Here is a 14634-nt window from a genome sequence, read left to right on the forward strand (position 1 = left end):
TGTGGTGCCTGGTCTGCCCTCATCGCGAGCAAGCTCGCTCCCACAGGGGTTCTCTGGTGTTCACAAAATTTGTGTCGACTGAAGATCTAGTGTGGGAGCGGGCTTGCCCGCGAAGAGGCCATCAGCAACAGCACAGAAACTGGCTCAACCCACTCACATCCCGTGCTGTTTAATCAACTTGTCATAACTTCCGTCCGCCTTCATCGCCGCGATCTCCCGGTCGAAACCGGCGACGATCCGTGCATGCTCGGGATTCTTCAGGCTGACCATGATATGCAGGCTGTTCTCGCTCAATGGCTTGGGCAGGAACTCCACGGCGTTTCGCACCTTGGGTGACTCACGGGCCAGGTAGTAGCGGGCGACGAATTCATCTTCCAGCGTCAGCTTGACCCGGTCGGCCGCGAGCATGCGCACCGCCATGGCGAAACTGTGCACGGGGATTTTCTGCAACGACTCGTCGTTGTCGAACGGAGGCGAATAGGCGTATCCACGCACGATGGCAATCGGATAAGTGTGCAATTGCTGCAGGTTATTGAATTCGATGGGCGCATCTTTGCGCTTGAGAAAACGCACGCGATTGAGCAGGTACTCGCCGGAAAACTGGCCAAGCCTGGTTCGCTCCTCGGTGTACCAGGCGTTGACCAGCACGTCGTATCGACCCTCGCCCAATCCCATCAAGGCCCGTGCCCAGGGCACCTGTTCGAAATCACTGGCATAACCAGCCCTGGCGAGCGCGGTACTGACAATGTCCGTGGCCAGACCACCGTTGACGAGCGTGGAGTCGGTAAAGGGTGGCCAGGCATCAGCAACCAACCGCAGTTTTTCTGCAGCCGCTCCCTGAGCCAGCCACAGCAATCCAATCAAGGCCAACGCTCGATGCAATCGCGGCATGCCAGAAAATCCTTAGCGGGCGGGTTGCCCGACGTGTTTTCAGCCAAAACCCCAAGACCCCCGTACCGGCAGGACCCGGGTACTCAACATTAGCTCATCGAAGCAACAACCCAGCGCTGCGATCCAGATTACACAAAGAAGACATCCGCGCGAAAAATGAATGATGGCATTTTGGCCTTTGTCACAGATTCTTCCGCCATAAAGACTTCTGGCGTGAGTGCGCTTAGTATCGGAACGACGTTTTCAGGGAATCAAAACATGACAGTCGATTGGATTTGCAAACACCACAGCGACCTGGGCAAGGAACAGCTATACGCCATTTTGCAGTTGCGTGCGCAAGTGTTCGTCGTCGAGCAGCAATGCGCTTATCAAGACGTGGATGGCCAGGACCTGGAAGGTGACACTTGTCACTTGATGGCCTGGGACAACAATCAACTGGTGGCCTATCTGCGGCTGCTCGACCCGGAACTGCAAGGCGGGGACGTAGTGATCGGTCGGGTGATCATTGCTCCACAAGCACGAGGTGCCGGGCTTGGACATGAGTTGATGGAGCAGGCATTGAAGCAGATTGAAGAACGCTGGCCGCAAACGCCGATCTACCTCTCGGCCCAGACGCATTTGCAGGGGTATTACGGGCGGTACGGGTTTGTCGTGACGGGTGAGGAATTTGTCGAGGATGGCATTCCACACATTGGCATGCGTCGTCCGTAAGGGCCTCTTCGCGAGCAAGCCCGCTCCCACATCAGATCAGCAGTGAACACAGATTTTGTGTGCGATAGAGATCAAATGTGGGAGCGGGCTTGCTCCGGGCGGCGTTCCGACGAAGGCGCCAGTCAATCCTCTGAAAAGATTTCAGGGATACTCCAGCACCGCCTTGATCTGCCGCAGATTACGCTCGATCCACCCGCGATCAATCGCCCCCCACTCGCGAATCCGATAGCGCCCCGCATGGTTGCGCGCGCCCTCTTCCTGCTCGAACTCACAAATGATATCCAGATCCGCCAACGCCGCGATGGTGTCCTGCGCCGTACGCCGGGGCATGCCGGTGACCTCGGTCAGCGTCGGGACGCTGCTGGCCAGACCGCTGTCGATAAGGTACGCCACGTACAACCGGCGATAGAAGCTGCTCTTGGTCTTGCTCACGTCCATCCAATGCTCCTTAAAAGATCGCAGCCTACGGCAGCTCCTACAGATCCCGCCATGTCAGGTATACCCGCACATCAAATTCCACCTGGTGATAACCCGGCAGCATGTGTTCGCACAGTTTGTAGAACGCCTTGTTGTGGTCCGACTCCTTGAAGTGCGCCAGCTCATGCACCACGATCATTTTCAGGAACTCGGAAGGCGCCTCCTTGAAAAGCGAAGCGATGCGGATTTCCTTCTTGGACTTGAGCTTGCCGCCCTGCACCCGGGAAATTGTAGTGTGCAGGCCAAGGGCACGGTGGGTCAGGTCCAGACGGTTGTCGAACAGCACCTTGTCGATGGCCGGGGCATTACGCAGGTATTCCTGCTTGAGGTCCAGGGCATAGGTGTACAGCGCCTTGTCACTCTGCACCCCGTGCTTTTGCGGGTAACGCTGGCTCAGGTAGTCGCCCAGCCGACCGTCGGCGATCAGCTGGCGCACCTGATCCTGCAAGGTAGCAGGATAAGCCTGGAGATATTTCAACACGGTCATCGGGGCGGCAATACAGGTCACTGAAAGGTCGCCAGTGTAGCGAATTCAGCGAGGCAGCGCGCTCCAGTCAAACGGCTGGACAAAGGCCCCGGTATCTTCGGCCATCAGCGGCCGGGCCACGAGAAAACCTTGCACATATGCACAGCCATTGGCTTGCAGCCATTCATACTGCGCGACGGTTTCCACCCCTTCGGCAATCACCAGCATCCCGAACTGTCTGCACAGGTCGATCACACTGCGCACCAGCGCCGCATCCCTTGCCGACTCCGGCAACCGGGCGATCAAATGGCGGTCGATCTTGAGGGTATCCAGCTCCAGGTCACGCAGGTGCGTCAGGGAGCAAGGTCCGGCCCCGAAGTCATCCAATGCCACGCGTACGCCCAGATTGTGCAGCAGGCGCAATTGCTTGCGGGTTTCTTCGGGGTTGTGCATCAAGGCCTCTTCCGTGACCTCGACCTCCAGATGATGCGGTTGCAGGCCATGGCGCTCCAGCACCTGGCGCAACTCGGTGACCAGGTTGGGCATGCCGAACTGCGTACTGCTCAAGCTGACGCCGAGCACCAGGTCCTCGGCAAACAGGGATTCCCAGGCTTTACGCTGCCCGGCGCCGCGATGGTAGATCCAGCTGCCCAGGCGACTGATCAGCCGTGCCTCCTCCAGCAATGGCAAAAACAGCCCCGGCGGGACATCGCCAACGCTCGGATGCTGCCAGCGCAACAAGGCCTCGAAACCCCGAATCCGCCCGTCGGAAATCGCAACCTGAGGCTGATACACCAGATTGAAATCCCGGTTCTCGATGGCTGTGCGCACACTTTCTTCCAGCATCAGCCGCGTGCGCGCCCGGCCGTTCATTTCATGATCGTAGAAACGATATTGTTGGCGGCCGGCACGCTTGGCTTCGTACATGGCGATGTCGGCCGCCCGCAGCATGCCGTCGAGATTGGCGCCACATTCAGGGAACGTGGCAATGCCGATGCTGGCACCCAGGGCGATATCGAGGCCATCGATCTGCTGACAGATCGACACTCGCTCGATCAGCTTCTCGGCAATCTTCGCCGCCTGCTCGGGGAACTCCAGATCCAGCAGCGCGGTGAACTCGTCGCCGCCCATCCGCGCCAGAATGTCGAAGGGCCGCAGGCAAGCCTTCAACTGTTCGGAGACCCAGCGCAGCACCCGATCGCCGGCATCGTGCCCGAGGGAATCGTTGACTCGCTTGAAGCCGTCGAGGTCCAGGTACATCAAGACCCAGGAGCTGTTGGAACGCTCACCGCGCAACAGCAGGTTCTCTACGGTCTGGTAGAAACCCCGACGGTTGAGCAATCCGCTCAACGGATCGGTAACCGCCTGAAATTCCAGTTGTTGATGCAGATGGCGCACCACCGACATGTCCAGCACGGTCACAACCATCGCGTGTTGCTCGGCGGGCAATGGCGCGCAGGACAAGGCCACCGGCACCTGCTGGCCGGGCGCGGTTCGTAACTGGGCATCGTGCAGGCGCAAGGTTTCGCCGCGCTTGTATCCGGCCAGCAACTCGGAATCGGCCCAGATCGGGATATGCGGCTTTTGCAGGTAGTCCAGAAACTCCTTGCCTTGCAGTTCCTGCACCGTGGCATTGAGCAACCGTGACATCGCCGGATTGGCAAAACGAATCAGACCGTCCTCGCCCAACACCAGAATGCCTTCGGCTGCGTTATCCAGCACCGACGCATTAAAGGCACGAGCGGCTTCCAGATCGTGACTCAGACGCTGCAGGGCCCGACGGTTACGCTGGTGTTCGAGCAACGCCTGGACCTTGGGCGTGAAGATCTGTGGGTCGAACGGTTTGAACAGGTAATCCACCGCACCACTGGCATAGCCCTTGATCACGGCGTCCTGGGACTGTTCGTTGGCGGTCAGGAAAATGATCGGGGTGAGACGGGTTCGCTGGCTACCGCGCATCAGGCGTGCCACTTCATAACCGTCCATGCCCGGCATCTGCACGTCCAGCAGCACCAGGTCGATTTCGTGTTCAAGTAACAAGCCGAGAGCCTCGAAACCCGAGGTGGCAGTAATGACCCGCCAGCCCTGGCGCTGTAACAACGCGCGCATGCTGATCAGGTTTTCAGGGTAATCGTCGACGACTAAAAGGGTTGAGCCGCCTTCTACTGGCGTGGGTTGCGCGCATTCCATGCTGCTTCTCTAATTGCGGGGGTGTCAGGCCGGTTTCTCGTGAAAACCGGACAAATACTGTGCCCTCACTCTAGACCCGGTTCTGCAAAAGCAGAAGGTGTCAGTGAGCCACCACTTAATCATTGTGTCTTTTTACCGACTAACGGTCGAATGCCCAGTCCGGTGAAAACCCGAAAGATGGCATTTCGACAGGATGTTGACGTCAACCACCCGTCAGGGGAGCATTAACAAAATCCCCCGCTACGCTTATAAAGGCCGCCCCAAAGGTGCGGTCTAGAGCTTCTGGCACGCCCGTGCAGCATGAACCCAGTGGAAGAACCGACATGATCGACCTCGCAACCTGGAACCTCAGCGTTCCCGTTGGCAGCCCGCCGTACACCGTCGAAACCGCCAAACTGGTGGATGGCTTCAAGGATCAATACTTCCATTCCGACACCGGCACATTGTTTTTCTGGACGCCCGTGACCGGTTCCCGTACCGAAAACGCGATTTATCCGCGCACCGAATTGCGTGAAACCTACAGCAACGGCACGTTGAAAAACTGGTACTACCCGGAGGCCGACAATTTGTTGTATGCCACTTTGGCAGTAAACCAGGTGCCGAGTTCCGGGAAGGTCGTCATCGGCCAGATCCATGCCTATCAAAGCCAGAAACCTCTGGTGAAGGTCGAATACCAATACAAAACCAGTACAGGCACCGGCAATATCGTCGCCAAGGTCCGGATGCATCCCGATGACGATACTGGCCGGGTGATCATCGTTGCGACGGGGGTGAAACTCGATCAGGAGTTCAACTACCTCATACACCTCAGCCCCGGTGGCGCCTTGGGCATCAGCGCGGCAGGTTATCAGTGGGATACGCAAATCAGCACAACCTGGCGCGACAAACCGCTGTACTTCAAGGCCGGGGTCTATGTGCAGGACAACACCGGGTACACCACCGAAGGCGGCAAGGTGACCTTCAGCAAGCTGGATATCGATCACAATCAATAGCCCGAAAGCCCGTGGCATACATTTCTCTGGCCCACAAAAAACCCGCCTCTCGACGGGTTTTTCATCAAGGCAGTTTAACGCTCAGGCTCAGTTGACCTTGGCGTTCAACTCACCTTTCAGGTAACGCTGATACATGCCTTCCAGCGAGATCGCCTTGATCTTCGAAGCGTTGCCGGCAGTGCCGAAGGCTTCGTAGCGAGCGATGCATACATCGCGCATGGCGGTGACGGTGGCGCCGAAGAATTTACGCGGGTCGAACTCGCTCGGGTTGGTGGCCATCAGGCGACGCATGGCGCCAGTGGATGCCAGGCGCAGGTCGGTGTCGATGTTGACCTTGCGCACGCCGTGCTTGATGCCTTCGACGATTTCTTCAACCGGTACGCCGTAGGTTTCCTTGATGTCGCCGCCGTACTGGTTGATGATCGCCAGCCACTCTTGCGGAACCGAAGACGAACCGTGCATCACCAGGTGAGTGTTCGGAATGCGCTTGTGGATCTCTTTGATACGGTCGATGGCCAGCACGTCGCCGGTAGGCGGCTTGGTGAACTTGTAGGCGCCGTGGCTGGTGCCGATGGCGATGGCCAGGGCATCCACCTGAGTGCGTTTTACGAAGTCAGCGGCTTCTTCCGGGTCGGTCAGCATCTGGCTGTGATCCAGGACGCCTTCGGCGCCGATGCCGTCTTCTTCACCGGCCATGCCGGTTTCCAGCGAACCCAGGCAGCCCAGCTCGCCTTCTACCGAAACACCACAGGCGTGAGCCATGGCGACGGTTTGCTGGGTAACGCGGACGTTGTAGTCGTAGTCGGTCGGGGTCTTGCCATCTTCACCGAGGGAACCGTCCATCATCACCGAGCTGAAGCCCAACTGGATGGAGCGCTGGCAGACGTCAGGGCTGGTGCCGTGGTCCTGGTGCATGCACACCGGGATGTGCGGAAATTCTTCGATGGCAGCCAGGATCAGGTGACGCAGGAACGGTGCGCCGGCGTATTTGCGAGCACCGGCCGAAGCCTGGACGATCACCGGGGAGTCAGTCTTGTCAGCGGCTTCCATGATGGCGCGCATCTGCTCAAGGTTGTTGACGTTGAAGGCTGGAACGCCGTAGCCGAACTCGGCTGCGTGGTCCAGCATCTGGCGCATGCTGATAAGTGCCATTGTGTGTATCTCTCCCGGTTGAGGGTCGTTAATCGTGCCAGCCTGCCGGAGCGGCGGCGGCTATTCAAGTTTTTGCAGATCGGGGGTTAAGCCGGGCTGCGGATTCGGTGTTCTTCGTTTTACTCGGCCTTGCAACCACGGCCGATCAAATCATTGGTGGCGACCCAGTAAACCAGGCCTTCCTCACCTTTTATGTGGAACGCCAGCATGTCATTGCTGTACAGCGAACCCGATGCACCCGGTTCCTGCTTCAGGCGGTAGACCTGATCGGCACCGCCCAAGCGCACGTCGACTTCGCTGTGGCTGTCGTCGGTGTAGCGCCACAGCACCTTGGCCTGGCTGTCGCAGGTCCAGGTGGTCCAGTTATCCACAGACGCGGACGACTGGAACGGGTTCAACTGATTGAACTGAGCACAACCGGCCAACAACGTCAGCGCCGCAACGGCGATAAAACCTTTCATCCGTGTCCCTCGACTGACGGCGCACGCTGCCAGCCCTGAGTAATGAGTCAGACCCGTCAAGGGCAGCCATGTTCCTTGGCGGGTGCCTGGGTCTCGTATTTGTCCAGGCCTTCCGGCCCGGAACGCTTGTTGAGCACCGGGTTGGTTTCCGCCTGCCAGTCAGCCTGGTAGCAGCCTTTGTCCGACTCGGACGGCGCAGGTTCCGGGGTGGCCTTCGGGTTACTCCCGCACGCCACCAGCGAACCTGCGACGATCAACAGCGCTAACGTCTTGACCATTTCAACACTCCCTGCCTGGTCAAACGGGCGACCCTCAGGCCTTGGCCCGGCTTTCCAGGACTTCAACGGCTGGCAGGACCTTGCCTTCGACGAATTCGAGGAACGCGCCGCCACCGGTAGAAATGTAGGAGATCTGCTCGGCCACGCCATATTTGTCGATGGCCGCCAGGGTGTCGCCGCCGCCAGCGATGGAGAACGCTGCGCTGTCTGCGATGGCCTGGGCCAGCACCTTGGTACCGTTACCGAACTGATCGAATTCGAACACGCCGACCGGACCGTTCCACAGGATGGTTTGCGACGACTTCAGCAGTTCGGCGAAGTTGGCAGCGGTCTGCGGACCGATGTCCAGGATCATGTCGTCGGCAGCGACGTCAGCGATCAGCTTGACGGTCGCAACGGCGCTTTCGGCGAATTCCTTGGCAACCACCACATCTACTGGCAGCGGTACGCTGACCTTGGCGGCGATGGCGCGCGCGGTGTCCAGCAGGTCCGGCTCGTACAGGGATTTGCCGACCGGGTGACCGGCGGCGGCCAGGAAGGTGTTGGCGATACCGCCACCAACGATCAACTGGTTGCAGATCTGGCTCAGGCTGTTCAGCACGTCGAGTTTGGTCGACACCTTGGAACCGGCAACAATGGCCGCCATCGGCTGGGCCGGGGCGCCCAGGGCTTTGCCCAGTGCTTCCAGTTCAGCGGCCAGCAGCGGGCCGGCAGCAGCGACTTTGGCGAACTTGGCCACGCCGTGGGTCGAACCCTCGGCACGGTGAGCGGTGCCGAAGGCGTCCATCACGAACACGTCGCACAGGGCGGCGTATTGCCGGGCCAGTTCGTCAGCGTTCTTTTTCTCGCCCTTGTTGAAGCGCACGTTTTCGAACAGCACGATGTCGCCCGCTTTCACGTCGACACCGCCCAGGTAATCGGCTACCAGCGGCACTTCACGACCCAGGGCACGGCTCAGGTAGTCGGCGACTGGCTTGAGGCTGTTCTCGGCCGAGAACTCGCCTTCGGTCGGACGGCCAAGGTGCGAGCAGACCATCACGGCCGCGCCTTTTTCCAGGGCCAGCTTGATGGTCGGCAGCGAGGCCAGGATACGCGCATCGCTGGTGACAACACCGTCCTTGACTGGGACGTTGAGGTCTTCGCGGATCAATACGCGCTTACCTTGCAGATCGAGGTCGGACATCTTCAACACGGTCATGGGTCGCACTTCCTACGGTTTTTTTGAAGTTGCTGTTTGCAGATAGTGTTCTGCAACGTCCAGCATTCGGTTGGCAAAACCCCACTCGTTGTCGAACCAGGCCAGGATGTTCACCAGCCGTGGGCCGGAAACGCGGGTCTGACTGGCATCGACGATGGCCGAATGTGGGTCATGGTTGAAATCACAGCTTGCGTGAGGCAACTCGGTATAAGCCAGCAGGCCTTTGAGCGGGCCGCTGGTGGCGGCTTCGCGCAGGATCCGGTTGACCTCGGTGGCATCGGTCGCGGTGGCGGTCTGCATCGTGATATCGAGGCAGGACACGTTGACCGTCGGCACCCGCACGGCTTTGGCCTGAATTCGGCCGGCAAGTTCCGGCAGCAGGCGCTCGATACCTCGCGCCAGACCGGTGGACACCGGAATCACCGACTGGAACGCCGAACGGGTACGGCGCAGGTCTTCGTGGTGGTAGGCATCGATGACCGGCTGATCGTTCATGGCCGAGTGAATGGTGGTGATCGACACGTAATCCAGACCAATGGCCTGATTCAGCAGACGCAACAACGGCACGCCGCAGTTGGTGGTGCAGGACGCGTTGGACACCAGCAACTCGTCGCCGGTCAGGCAATCCTGGTTCACGCCGTAGACGATGGTCGCGTCGACGTCCGTCTCGCTGGCCATCGGCTGGGAAAACAGCACACGCGGGGCGCCGGCGTCGAGGAAACGCTGGCCGTCTTCGCGGGTGTGGTAAGCGCCGGAGCACTCCAGCACCAGATCGACGCCCAGGGACGCCCAATCGATGCCTTCGGGGGTGGCACTGCGCAGGACCTTCACGCAGTCGCCATTGATATGCAGACAATCGCCGTCGACCTTCACTTCGCCGGGGAACCGGCCGTGGGTGGAGTCGAAGCGTGTCAGGTATTCGATGCTGGCCATGTCCGCCAGATCGTTAATCGCGACAATCTCGAACCCAGCCGTCGAGCCTCGCTCGAACAACGCACGCAAGACGCAACGACCAATCCGGCCGTAGCCGTTGAGTGCAACTTTGTAGGGACGCGGTTGAGGCATGGGGTTCTCGATAGACGCAGGCAGATCGAAATCTAGTTAACAACGCAAACCCTGTAGGAGCTGTCGAGTGAAACGAGGCTGCGATCTTTTGATCTTGGTTTTGAAGATCAAGATCAAAAGATCGCAGCCTCCGGCAGCTCCTACAAGGGACCGCGGTGGTCGTGAAACCACCGCGTCGTGTTTAGTCTTCCAGCAGCTCTTCAGCCTGACCCAGGATGTTTTCCAGAGTGAAGCCGAACTCTTCGAACAAGGCCGACGCAGGCGCCGACTCGCCGTAGGTGGTCATGCCGATCACGCGGCCTTCCAGGCCCACGTACTTGTACCAGTAGTCCGCGTGAGCGGCCTCGATGGCGATACGGGCGCTGACCTGCAACGGCAGGACCGATTGCTTGTAGCCGGCGTCCTGGGCATCGAACACGCTAGTGCACGGCATGGAAACCACGCGAACCTTGCGGCCCTGCTCGGTCAGTTTGTCGAAGGCCTGAACGGCCAGGCCGACTTCCGAACCGGTGGCGATCAGGATCAGCTCAGGCTCGCCCGCGCAGTCTTTCAGCACATAGCCACCACGGCTGATGTCGGCGATCTGGCCGGCGTCGCGGGTCTGGTGCTGCAGGTTCTGACGGGAGAAGATCAGGGCCGAAGGACCGTCCTTGCGCTCCAGTGCGTATTTCCAGCTCACCGCCGATTCAACGGCGTCGGCTGGGCGCCAGGTATCGAGGTTCGGCGTGCAGCGCAGGCTGGCCAGTTGCTCGATTGGCTGGTGAGTCGGGCCGTCTTCGCCCAGACCGATGGAGTCATGGGTGTAGACGTGGATCACACGCTGCTTCATCAGGGCCGACATGCGTACCGCGTTGCGGGCATATTCCATGAACATCAGGAAGGTCGCGCCGTAAGGCACCAGGCCACCGTGCAGGGCAACACCGTTCATGATCGCGGTCATGCCGAACTCGCGCACGCCGTAGTACATGTAGTTGCCGCTGGCGTCTTCGGCGGTGACGCCTTTGCAGCCTTTCCACAGGGTCAGGTTGGAACCGGCCAGGTCAGCCGAACCGCCGAGGAACTCAGGCAGCAACGGGCCGAACGCGTTCAGGGCATTCTGGCTGGCTTTACGGCTGGCGATGGTTTCGCCCTTGGCCGCCACTTCGGCGATGTAGGCCGAGGCTTTTTCGCTGAAGTCAGCTGGCAGGTCACCGCTCAGACGACGCACCAGTTCGCTGGCTTCAGTCGGGAACGCGGCGGAGTAAGCGGCGAAACGCTGGTCCCACTCGGCTTCCACGGCGCGACCTGCTTCCTTGGCATCCCACTCGGCGTAGATATCGGCCGGAATTTCGAACGGACCGTGGTTCCATTTCAGCGCCGCACGGGTCAGGGCGATTTCCGCGTCACCCAGTGGAGCGCCGTGGCAATCTTCCTTGCCTTGCTTGTTCGGCGAACCGAAACCAATGGTGGTCTTGCAGCAGATCAGGGTTGGCTGCTCGCTTTTACGTGCAGTGTCGATCGCCGTCTTGATTTCTTCCGGGTCGTGACCGTCGACATTGCGGATCACTTGCCAGTTGTAGGACTCAAAACGCTTCGGCGTATCGTCGGTGAACCAGCCTTCGACTTCGCCATCGATGGAGATGCCGTTGTCATCGTAGAAGGCGATCAGCTTGCCCAGGCCCAGGGTACCGGCCAGGGAAGCGACTTCGTGGGAAATGCCTTCCATCATGCAGCCATCACCCAGGAACACATAGGTGTGGTGGTCGACGATGTTGTGACCAGGACGGTTGAATTGCGCCGCCATGACTTTTTCAGCCAGGGCAAAACCCACGGCGTTGGCCAGGCCCTGGCCCAGTGGACCGGTGGTGGTTTCGACGCCCGGGGTGTAGCCGAGTTCCGGGTGGCCCGGGGTGCGGCTGTGCAGTTGACGGAACTGCTTCAGGTCGTCGATCGACAGGTCGTAGCCGGTCAGGTGCAGCAGCGAGTAGATCAACATCGAGCCGTGGCCGTTGGACAGCACGAAGCGGTCACGGTCGGCGAACGATGGATTGCTCGGGTTGTGCTTGAGGTAGTCGCGCCAAAGTACCTCGGCGATATCCGCCATACCCATCGGGGCACCGGGATGGCCGCTGTTGGCTTTTTGCACGGCATCCATGCTGAGGGCACGAATGGCGTTGGCACGCTCACGACGGCTAGGCATCGCTGTTCTCCTGGGGGCTTGAATAAAACGAAACGGAAAAAAGGCGAGCATTTTCCCTCACCGGGACGCCTCGGGGCAATGACAGATAGTCATCTGAAGGCGTTTTTCCAATGGATAACGACGGTTTCGCTTGGTGAAACCTTTCCGCCATCCGTTTGTTGACAGAAGCTAACGTTAAGAAGTGCCATCTATCGAGCAATATCAAAACTTTTTGATATTGCTCTTGCGATGCCTTCGACCCGTGACTAGACTGCCGGCCTTATGAATTTACGCGTGCCATCCATTCAACACGACGATTGCGATGAGCTGGCGGCCTTGTGCAAGGCTGGCGGCGATCCTCTGCGGTTGAATGTTTTACGCGCACTGGCCAACGACTCGTTCGGCGTACTGGAGCTGGCGCAGATCTTCGGCATCGGTCAGTCAGGCATGAGCCACCACCTCAAGGTACTGGCCCAGGCCGACCTGGTGGCGACGCGCCGCGAAGGCAACGCGATTTTCTACCGTCGCGCCCTGCCCCACACCGAACTGCTGGGTGGCAAATTGCACGCCGCCTTGCTCGAAGAGGTGGACAACCTGACGCTGCCGACTGACGTACAGTCGCGCATCGCTCAGGTCCATGGGCAACGGGCGGCCGCCAGCCAGGACTTTTTCTCACGGGTGGCGGAAAAGTTTCGCGCCCAGCAAGACTTGATCGCCGGCCTGCCGCAATACCGCGAAAGCGTGGTGGCCCTGCTCGACAAGCTGAGTTTTGACAAAGACGCCACGGCCATTGAAGTCGGCCCCGGAGACGGCGCATTCCTGCCGGAACTGGCGCGCCGCTTCGCGCAGGTGACGGCGCTGGATAACAGCAGCGCAATGCTCGAACTGGCGCGCCAGGTCTGCGAACGCGACAAGCTGACTAACGTTAGTCTGCAATTGGCCGATGCATTGAACGGCGTCAGCCTCAAGGCCGATTGCGTTGTACTGAACATGGTGCTGCACCATTTTGCCGCGCCGGCCGATGCGCTCAAGCACATGGCCAATTTGCTGCAATCAGGCGGTAGCCTGTTAGTGACAGAGTTATGTAGCCACAACCAGAGTTGGGCCAAGGAGGCCTGCGGTGATCTCTGGCTGGGGTTTGAACAGGACGATCTGGCCCGTTGGGCCACCGCTGCGGGACTCGTTCCCGGGGAAAGCCTCTATGTAGGCTTACGTAATGGTTTCCAGATCCAGGTCCGCCATTTTCAGCGACCGGCTGGCGACACTCACCATCGGTAATTTCAGGAAAACATCGAGATGAGCGAATACTCCCTTTTCACCTCCGAGTCCGTGTCTGAAGGGCATCCGGACAAAATCGCCGACCAGATTTCTGATGCGGTGCTGGACGCCATCATTGCTGAAGACAAGTTCGCCCGTGTGGCGTGCGAGACTCTGGTGAAAACGGGCGTGGCCATCATCGCCGGCGAAGTCACCACTTCGGCCTGGGTTGACCTGGAGCAGATCGTTCGTGACGTGATCACCAACATCGGCTACACCAGCTCCGACGTCGGCTTCGACGGCGCGACCTGCGGCGTGATGAACATCATCGGCAAGCAGTCCCCTGACATCAACCAGGGTGTCGACCGTGCCAAACCTGAAGATCAGGGCGCCGGCGACCAGGGCCTGATGTTCGGCTACGCCAGCAATGAAACCGACGTTTTGATGCCAGCACCGATCACCTTCTCGCACCAGCTTGTACAAAGGCAAGCCGAAGCCCGTAAATCCGGCCTGCTGCCTTGGCTGCGCCCGGACGCCAAGTCGCAAGTGACCTGCCGTTACGAAAACGGCAAGGTTGTCGGCATCGACGCCGTCGTTCTGTCGACCCAGCACAACCCTGAAGTGTCGTACAACGACCTGCGCGAAGGCGTGATGGAGCTGATCGTCAAGCACGTGCTGCCTGCCGAACTGCTGAGCAAGGACACCCAGTTCCACATCAACCCGACCGGCCAGTTCATCATCGGCGGCCCGGTGGGCGACTGCGGCCTGACCGGTCGCAAGATCATCGTCGACAGCTACGGCGGCATGGCCCGTCACGGTGGCGGCGCGTTCTCCGGCAAGGATCCATCGAAGGTTGACCGTTCGGCGGCCTACGCCGGTCGTTATGTGGCCAAGAACATCGTCGCTGCCGGCCTGGCCGAGCGTTGCGAGATCCAGGTGTCCTACGCCATCGGCGTTGCCCAGCCGACGTCGATCTCGCTGAACACCTTCGGCACCGGCAAGATCAGCGATGACAAGATCGTCAAACTGGTCCGCGAAGTATTCGACCTGCGCCCATACGCGATCACCACCATGCTCGACCTGCTGCACCCGATGTATCAGGAAACCGCTGCGTACGGCCACTTCGGTCGCACCCCGGCGACCAAGACCGTGGGTGACGACACCTTCACCACGTTCACTTGGGAAAAAACCGACCGCGCCGACGCCCTGCGTTCCGCTGCCGGCCTGTAAGGATTCCCCGCAACACCCGAAGCCCCGCACGGTTCGCGCCCTGCGGGGCTTTTTATTGGGATTCGCTTTACACCGCGTCGCAGCCTGCTCGCGAAGTGGCCAGCACAG

General features: G+C 59.8%; 14 protein-coding genes. 4 read left to right on the forward strand and 10 right to left on the reverse strand.

Annotated elements, in window-relative coordinates; genetic code table 11:
• Nucleotides 1–153: 153 nt before the first annotated feature.
• Nucleotides 154–891: a substrate-binding periplasmic protein gene (locus ACMDB8_RS25870; protein ID WP_056726544.1), complete on the reverse strand. Its 738-nt coding sequence runs from the start codon at nucleotides 889–891 to the stop codon at nucleotides 154–156.
• A gap of 258 nt (nucleotides 892–1149) precedes the next feature.
• Between ACMDB8_RS25870 and ACMDB8_RS25875 the strand changes: the two genes are divergently transcribed.
• Nucleotides 1150–1602, forward strand: a complete 453-nt coding sequence (locus ACMDB8_RS25875) for a GNAT family N-acetyltransferase (protein WP_056726543.1) — start codon at nucleotides 1150–1152, stop codon at nucleotides 1600–1602.
• Nucleotides 1603–1743: 141 nt separating this feature from the next.
• Here ACMDB8_RS25875 and ACMDB8_RS25880 read toward each other — a convergent pair whose 3' ends face one another.
• The 3 genes from ACMDB8_RS25880 to ACMDB8_RS25890 are packed head-to-tail and all read right to left on the reverse strand — an operon-like array spanning nucleotide 1744 to nucleotide 4735.
• On the reverse strand, nucleotides 1744–2040 hold the full coding sequence (locus ACMDB8_RS25880) for a winged helix-turn-helix domain-containing protein (protein ID WP_008050237.1): 297 nt from the start codon (nucleotides 2038–2040) through the stop codon (nucleotides 1744–1746).
• A 37-nt stretch (nucleotides 2041–2077) separates the two neighbouring features.
• Nucleotides 2078–2566, reverse strand: coding sequence for a M48 family metallopeptidase (locus tag ACMDB8_RS25885; RefSeq protein ID WP_046039320.1), 489 nt, complete (start codon nucleotides 2564–2566; stop codon nucleotides 2078–2080).
• 45 nt (nucleotides 2567–2611) lie between these two features.
• Nucleotides 2612–4735 carry a putative bifunctional diguanylate cyclase/phosphodiesterase gene (locus ACMDB8_RS25890; RefSeq protein ID WP_223541339.1) on the reverse strand — a complete coding sequence of 708 codons (2124 nt, stop codon included), beginning with the start codon at nucleotides 4733–4735 and terminating at the stop codon, nucleotides 2612–2614.
• Nucleotides 4736–5058: 323 nt separating this feature from the next.
• Here ACMDB8_RS25890 and ACMDB8_RS25895 point away from each other — a divergent pair, with 323 nt between their 5' ends.
• Nucleotides 5059–5727, forward strand: coding sequence for a polysaccharide lyase family 7 protein (locus tag ACMDB8_RS25895; RefSeq protein WP_056726541.1), 669 nt, complete (start codon nucleotides 5059–5061; stop codon nucleotides 5725–5727).
• 87 nt (nucleotides 5728–5814) lie between these two features.
• Here the strand turns inward: ACMDB8_RS25895 and fba are convergent, their stop codons facing one another.
• The 6 genes from fba to tkt all read right to left on the reverse strand — a co-directional run bounded on the left by fba (nucleotide 5815) and on the right by tkt (nucleotide 12060).
• Entirely contained in the window at nucleotides 5815–6879 is a 1065-nt protein-coding gene (fba, locus tag ACMDB8_RS25900; protein ID WP_007981624.1) for a class II fructose-bisphosphate aldolase, read from the reverse strand.
• 119 nt (nucleotides 6880–6998) lie between these two features.
• Nucleotides 6999–7340, reverse strand: a complete 342-nt coding sequence (locus ACMDB8_RS25905) for an MliC family protein (protein ID WP_056726540.1) — start codon at nucleotides 7338–7340, stop codon at nucleotides 6999–7001.
• A gap of 56 nt (nucleotides 7341–7396) precedes the next feature.
• A complete protein-coding gene (locus tag ACMDB8_RS25910) occupies nucleotides 7397–7618 on the reverse strand; it encodes a hypothetical protein (RefSeq protein ID WP_056726539.1) in 222 nt (73 codons plus the stop codon).
• A gap of 34 nt (nucleotides 7619–7652) precedes the next feature.
• The gene (locus ACMDB8_RS25915) at nucleotides 7653–8816 is read right to left on the reverse strand and encodes a phosphoglycerate kinase (protein WP_056726538.1); all 1164 of its coding nucleotides are present in this window, start codon (nucleotides 8814–8816) and stop codon (nucleotides 7653–7655) included.
• Between the two features lie 12 nt (nucleotides 8817–8828).
• Entirely contained in the window at nucleotides 8829–9881 is a 1053-nt protein-coding gene (epd, locus tag ACMDB8_RS25920; protein WP_056726537.1) for an erythrose-4-phosphate dehydrogenase, read from the reverse strand.
• Between the two features lie 181 nt (nucleotides 9882–10062).
• Nucleotides 10063–12060 (reverse strand): transketolase, encoded by a 1998-nt coding sequence (gene tkt / locus ACMDB8_RS25925; RefSeq protein ID WP_409078144.1) that lies wholly within the window; start codon nucleotides 12058–12060, stop codon nucleotides 10063–10065.
• A 261-nt stretch (nucleotides 12061–12321) separates the two neighbouring features.
• Between tkt and ACMDB8_RS25930 the strand changes: the two genes are divergently transcribed.
• Together ACMDB8_RS25930 and metK are read left to right on the forward strand one after the other, a co-directional pair.
• Entirely contained in the window at nucleotides 12322–13317 is a 996-nt protein-coding gene (locus ACMDB8_RS25930) for an ArsR/SmtB family transcription factor (protein WP_223541335.1), read from the forward strand.
• Nucleotides 13318–13335: 18 nt separating this feature from the next.
• Nucleotides 13336–14526 carry a methionine adenosyltransferase gene (gene metK, locus ACMDB8_RS25935; protein ID WP_008050251.1) on the forward strand — a complete coding sequence of 397 codons (1191 nt, stop codon included), beginning with the start codon at nucleotides 13336–13338 and terminating at the stop codon, nucleotides 14524–14526.
• The last annotated feature ends 108 nt before the right edge of the window (nucleotides 14527–14634 follow it).

The organism is Pseudomonas monachiensis, assembly GCF_047345015.1.
Classification (GTDB): domain Bacteria; phylum Pseudomonadota; class Gammaproteobacteria; order Pseudomonadales; family Pseudomonadaceae; genus Aquipseudomonas; species Aquipseudomonas monachiensis.

Excerpts from the sequence above, each read along its gene's own strand:
- ACMDB8_RS25870 (WP_056726544.1), bottom strand. The coding sequence starts at position 891 with ATGCCGCGATTGCATCGAGCGTTGGCCTTGATTGGATTGCTGTGGCTG.
- ACMDB8_RS25875 (WP_056726543.1), top strand. The coding sequence starts at position 1,150 with ATGACAGTCGATTGGATTTGCAAACACCACAGCGACCTGGGCAAGGAA.
- ACMDB8_RS25880 (WP_008050237.1), bottom strand. The coding sequence starts at position 2,040 with ATGGACGTGAGCAAGACCAAGAGCAGCTTCTATCGCCGGTTGTACGTG.
- ACMDB8_RS25885 (WP_046039320.1), bottom strand. The coding sequence starts at position 2,566 with ATGACCGTGTTGAAATATCTCCAGGCTTATCCTGCTACCTTGCAGGAT.
- ACMDB8_RS25890 (WP_223541339.1), bottom strand. The coding sequence starts at position 4,735 with ATGGAATGCGCGCAACCCACGCCAGTAGAAGGCGGCTCAACCCTTTTA.
- ACMDB8_RS25895 (WP_056726541.1), top strand. The coding sequence starts at position 5,059 with ATGATCGACCTCGCAACCTGGAACCTCAGCGTTCCCGTTGGCAGCCCG.
- fba (WP_007981624.1), bottom strand. The coding sequence starts at position 6,879 with ATGGCACTTATCAGCATGCGCCAGATGCTGGACCACGCAGCCGAGTTC.
- ACMDB8_RS25905 (WP_056726540.1), bottom strand. The coding sequence starts at position 7,340 with ATGAAAGGTTTTATCGCCGTTGCGGCGCTGACGTTGTTGGCCGGTTGT.
- ACMDB8_RS25910 (WP_056726539.1), bottom strand. The coding sequence starts at position 7,618 with ATGGTCAAGACGTTAGCGCTGTTGATCGTCGCAGGTTCGCTGGTGGCG.
- ACMDB8_RS25915 (WP_056726538.1), bottom strand. The coding sequence starts at position 8,816 with ATGACCGTGTTGAAGATGTCCGACCTCGATCTGCAAGGTAAGCGCGTA.
- epd (WP_056726537.1), bottom strand. The coding sequence starts at position 9,881 with ATGCCTCAACCGCGTCCCTACAAAGTTGCACTCAACGGCTACGGCCGG.
- tkt (WP_409078144.1), bottom strand. The coding sequence starts at position 12,060 with ATGCCTAGCCGTCGTGAGCGTGCCAACGCCATTCGTGCCCTCAGCATG.
- ACMDB8_RS25930 (WP_223541335.1), top strand. The coding sequence starts at position 12,322 with ATGAATTTACGCGTGCCATCCATTCAACACGACGATTGCGATGAGCTG.
- metK (WP_008050251.1), top strand. The coding sequence starts at position 13,336 with ATGAGCGAATACTCCCTTTTCACCTCCGAGTCCGTGTCTGAAGGGCAT.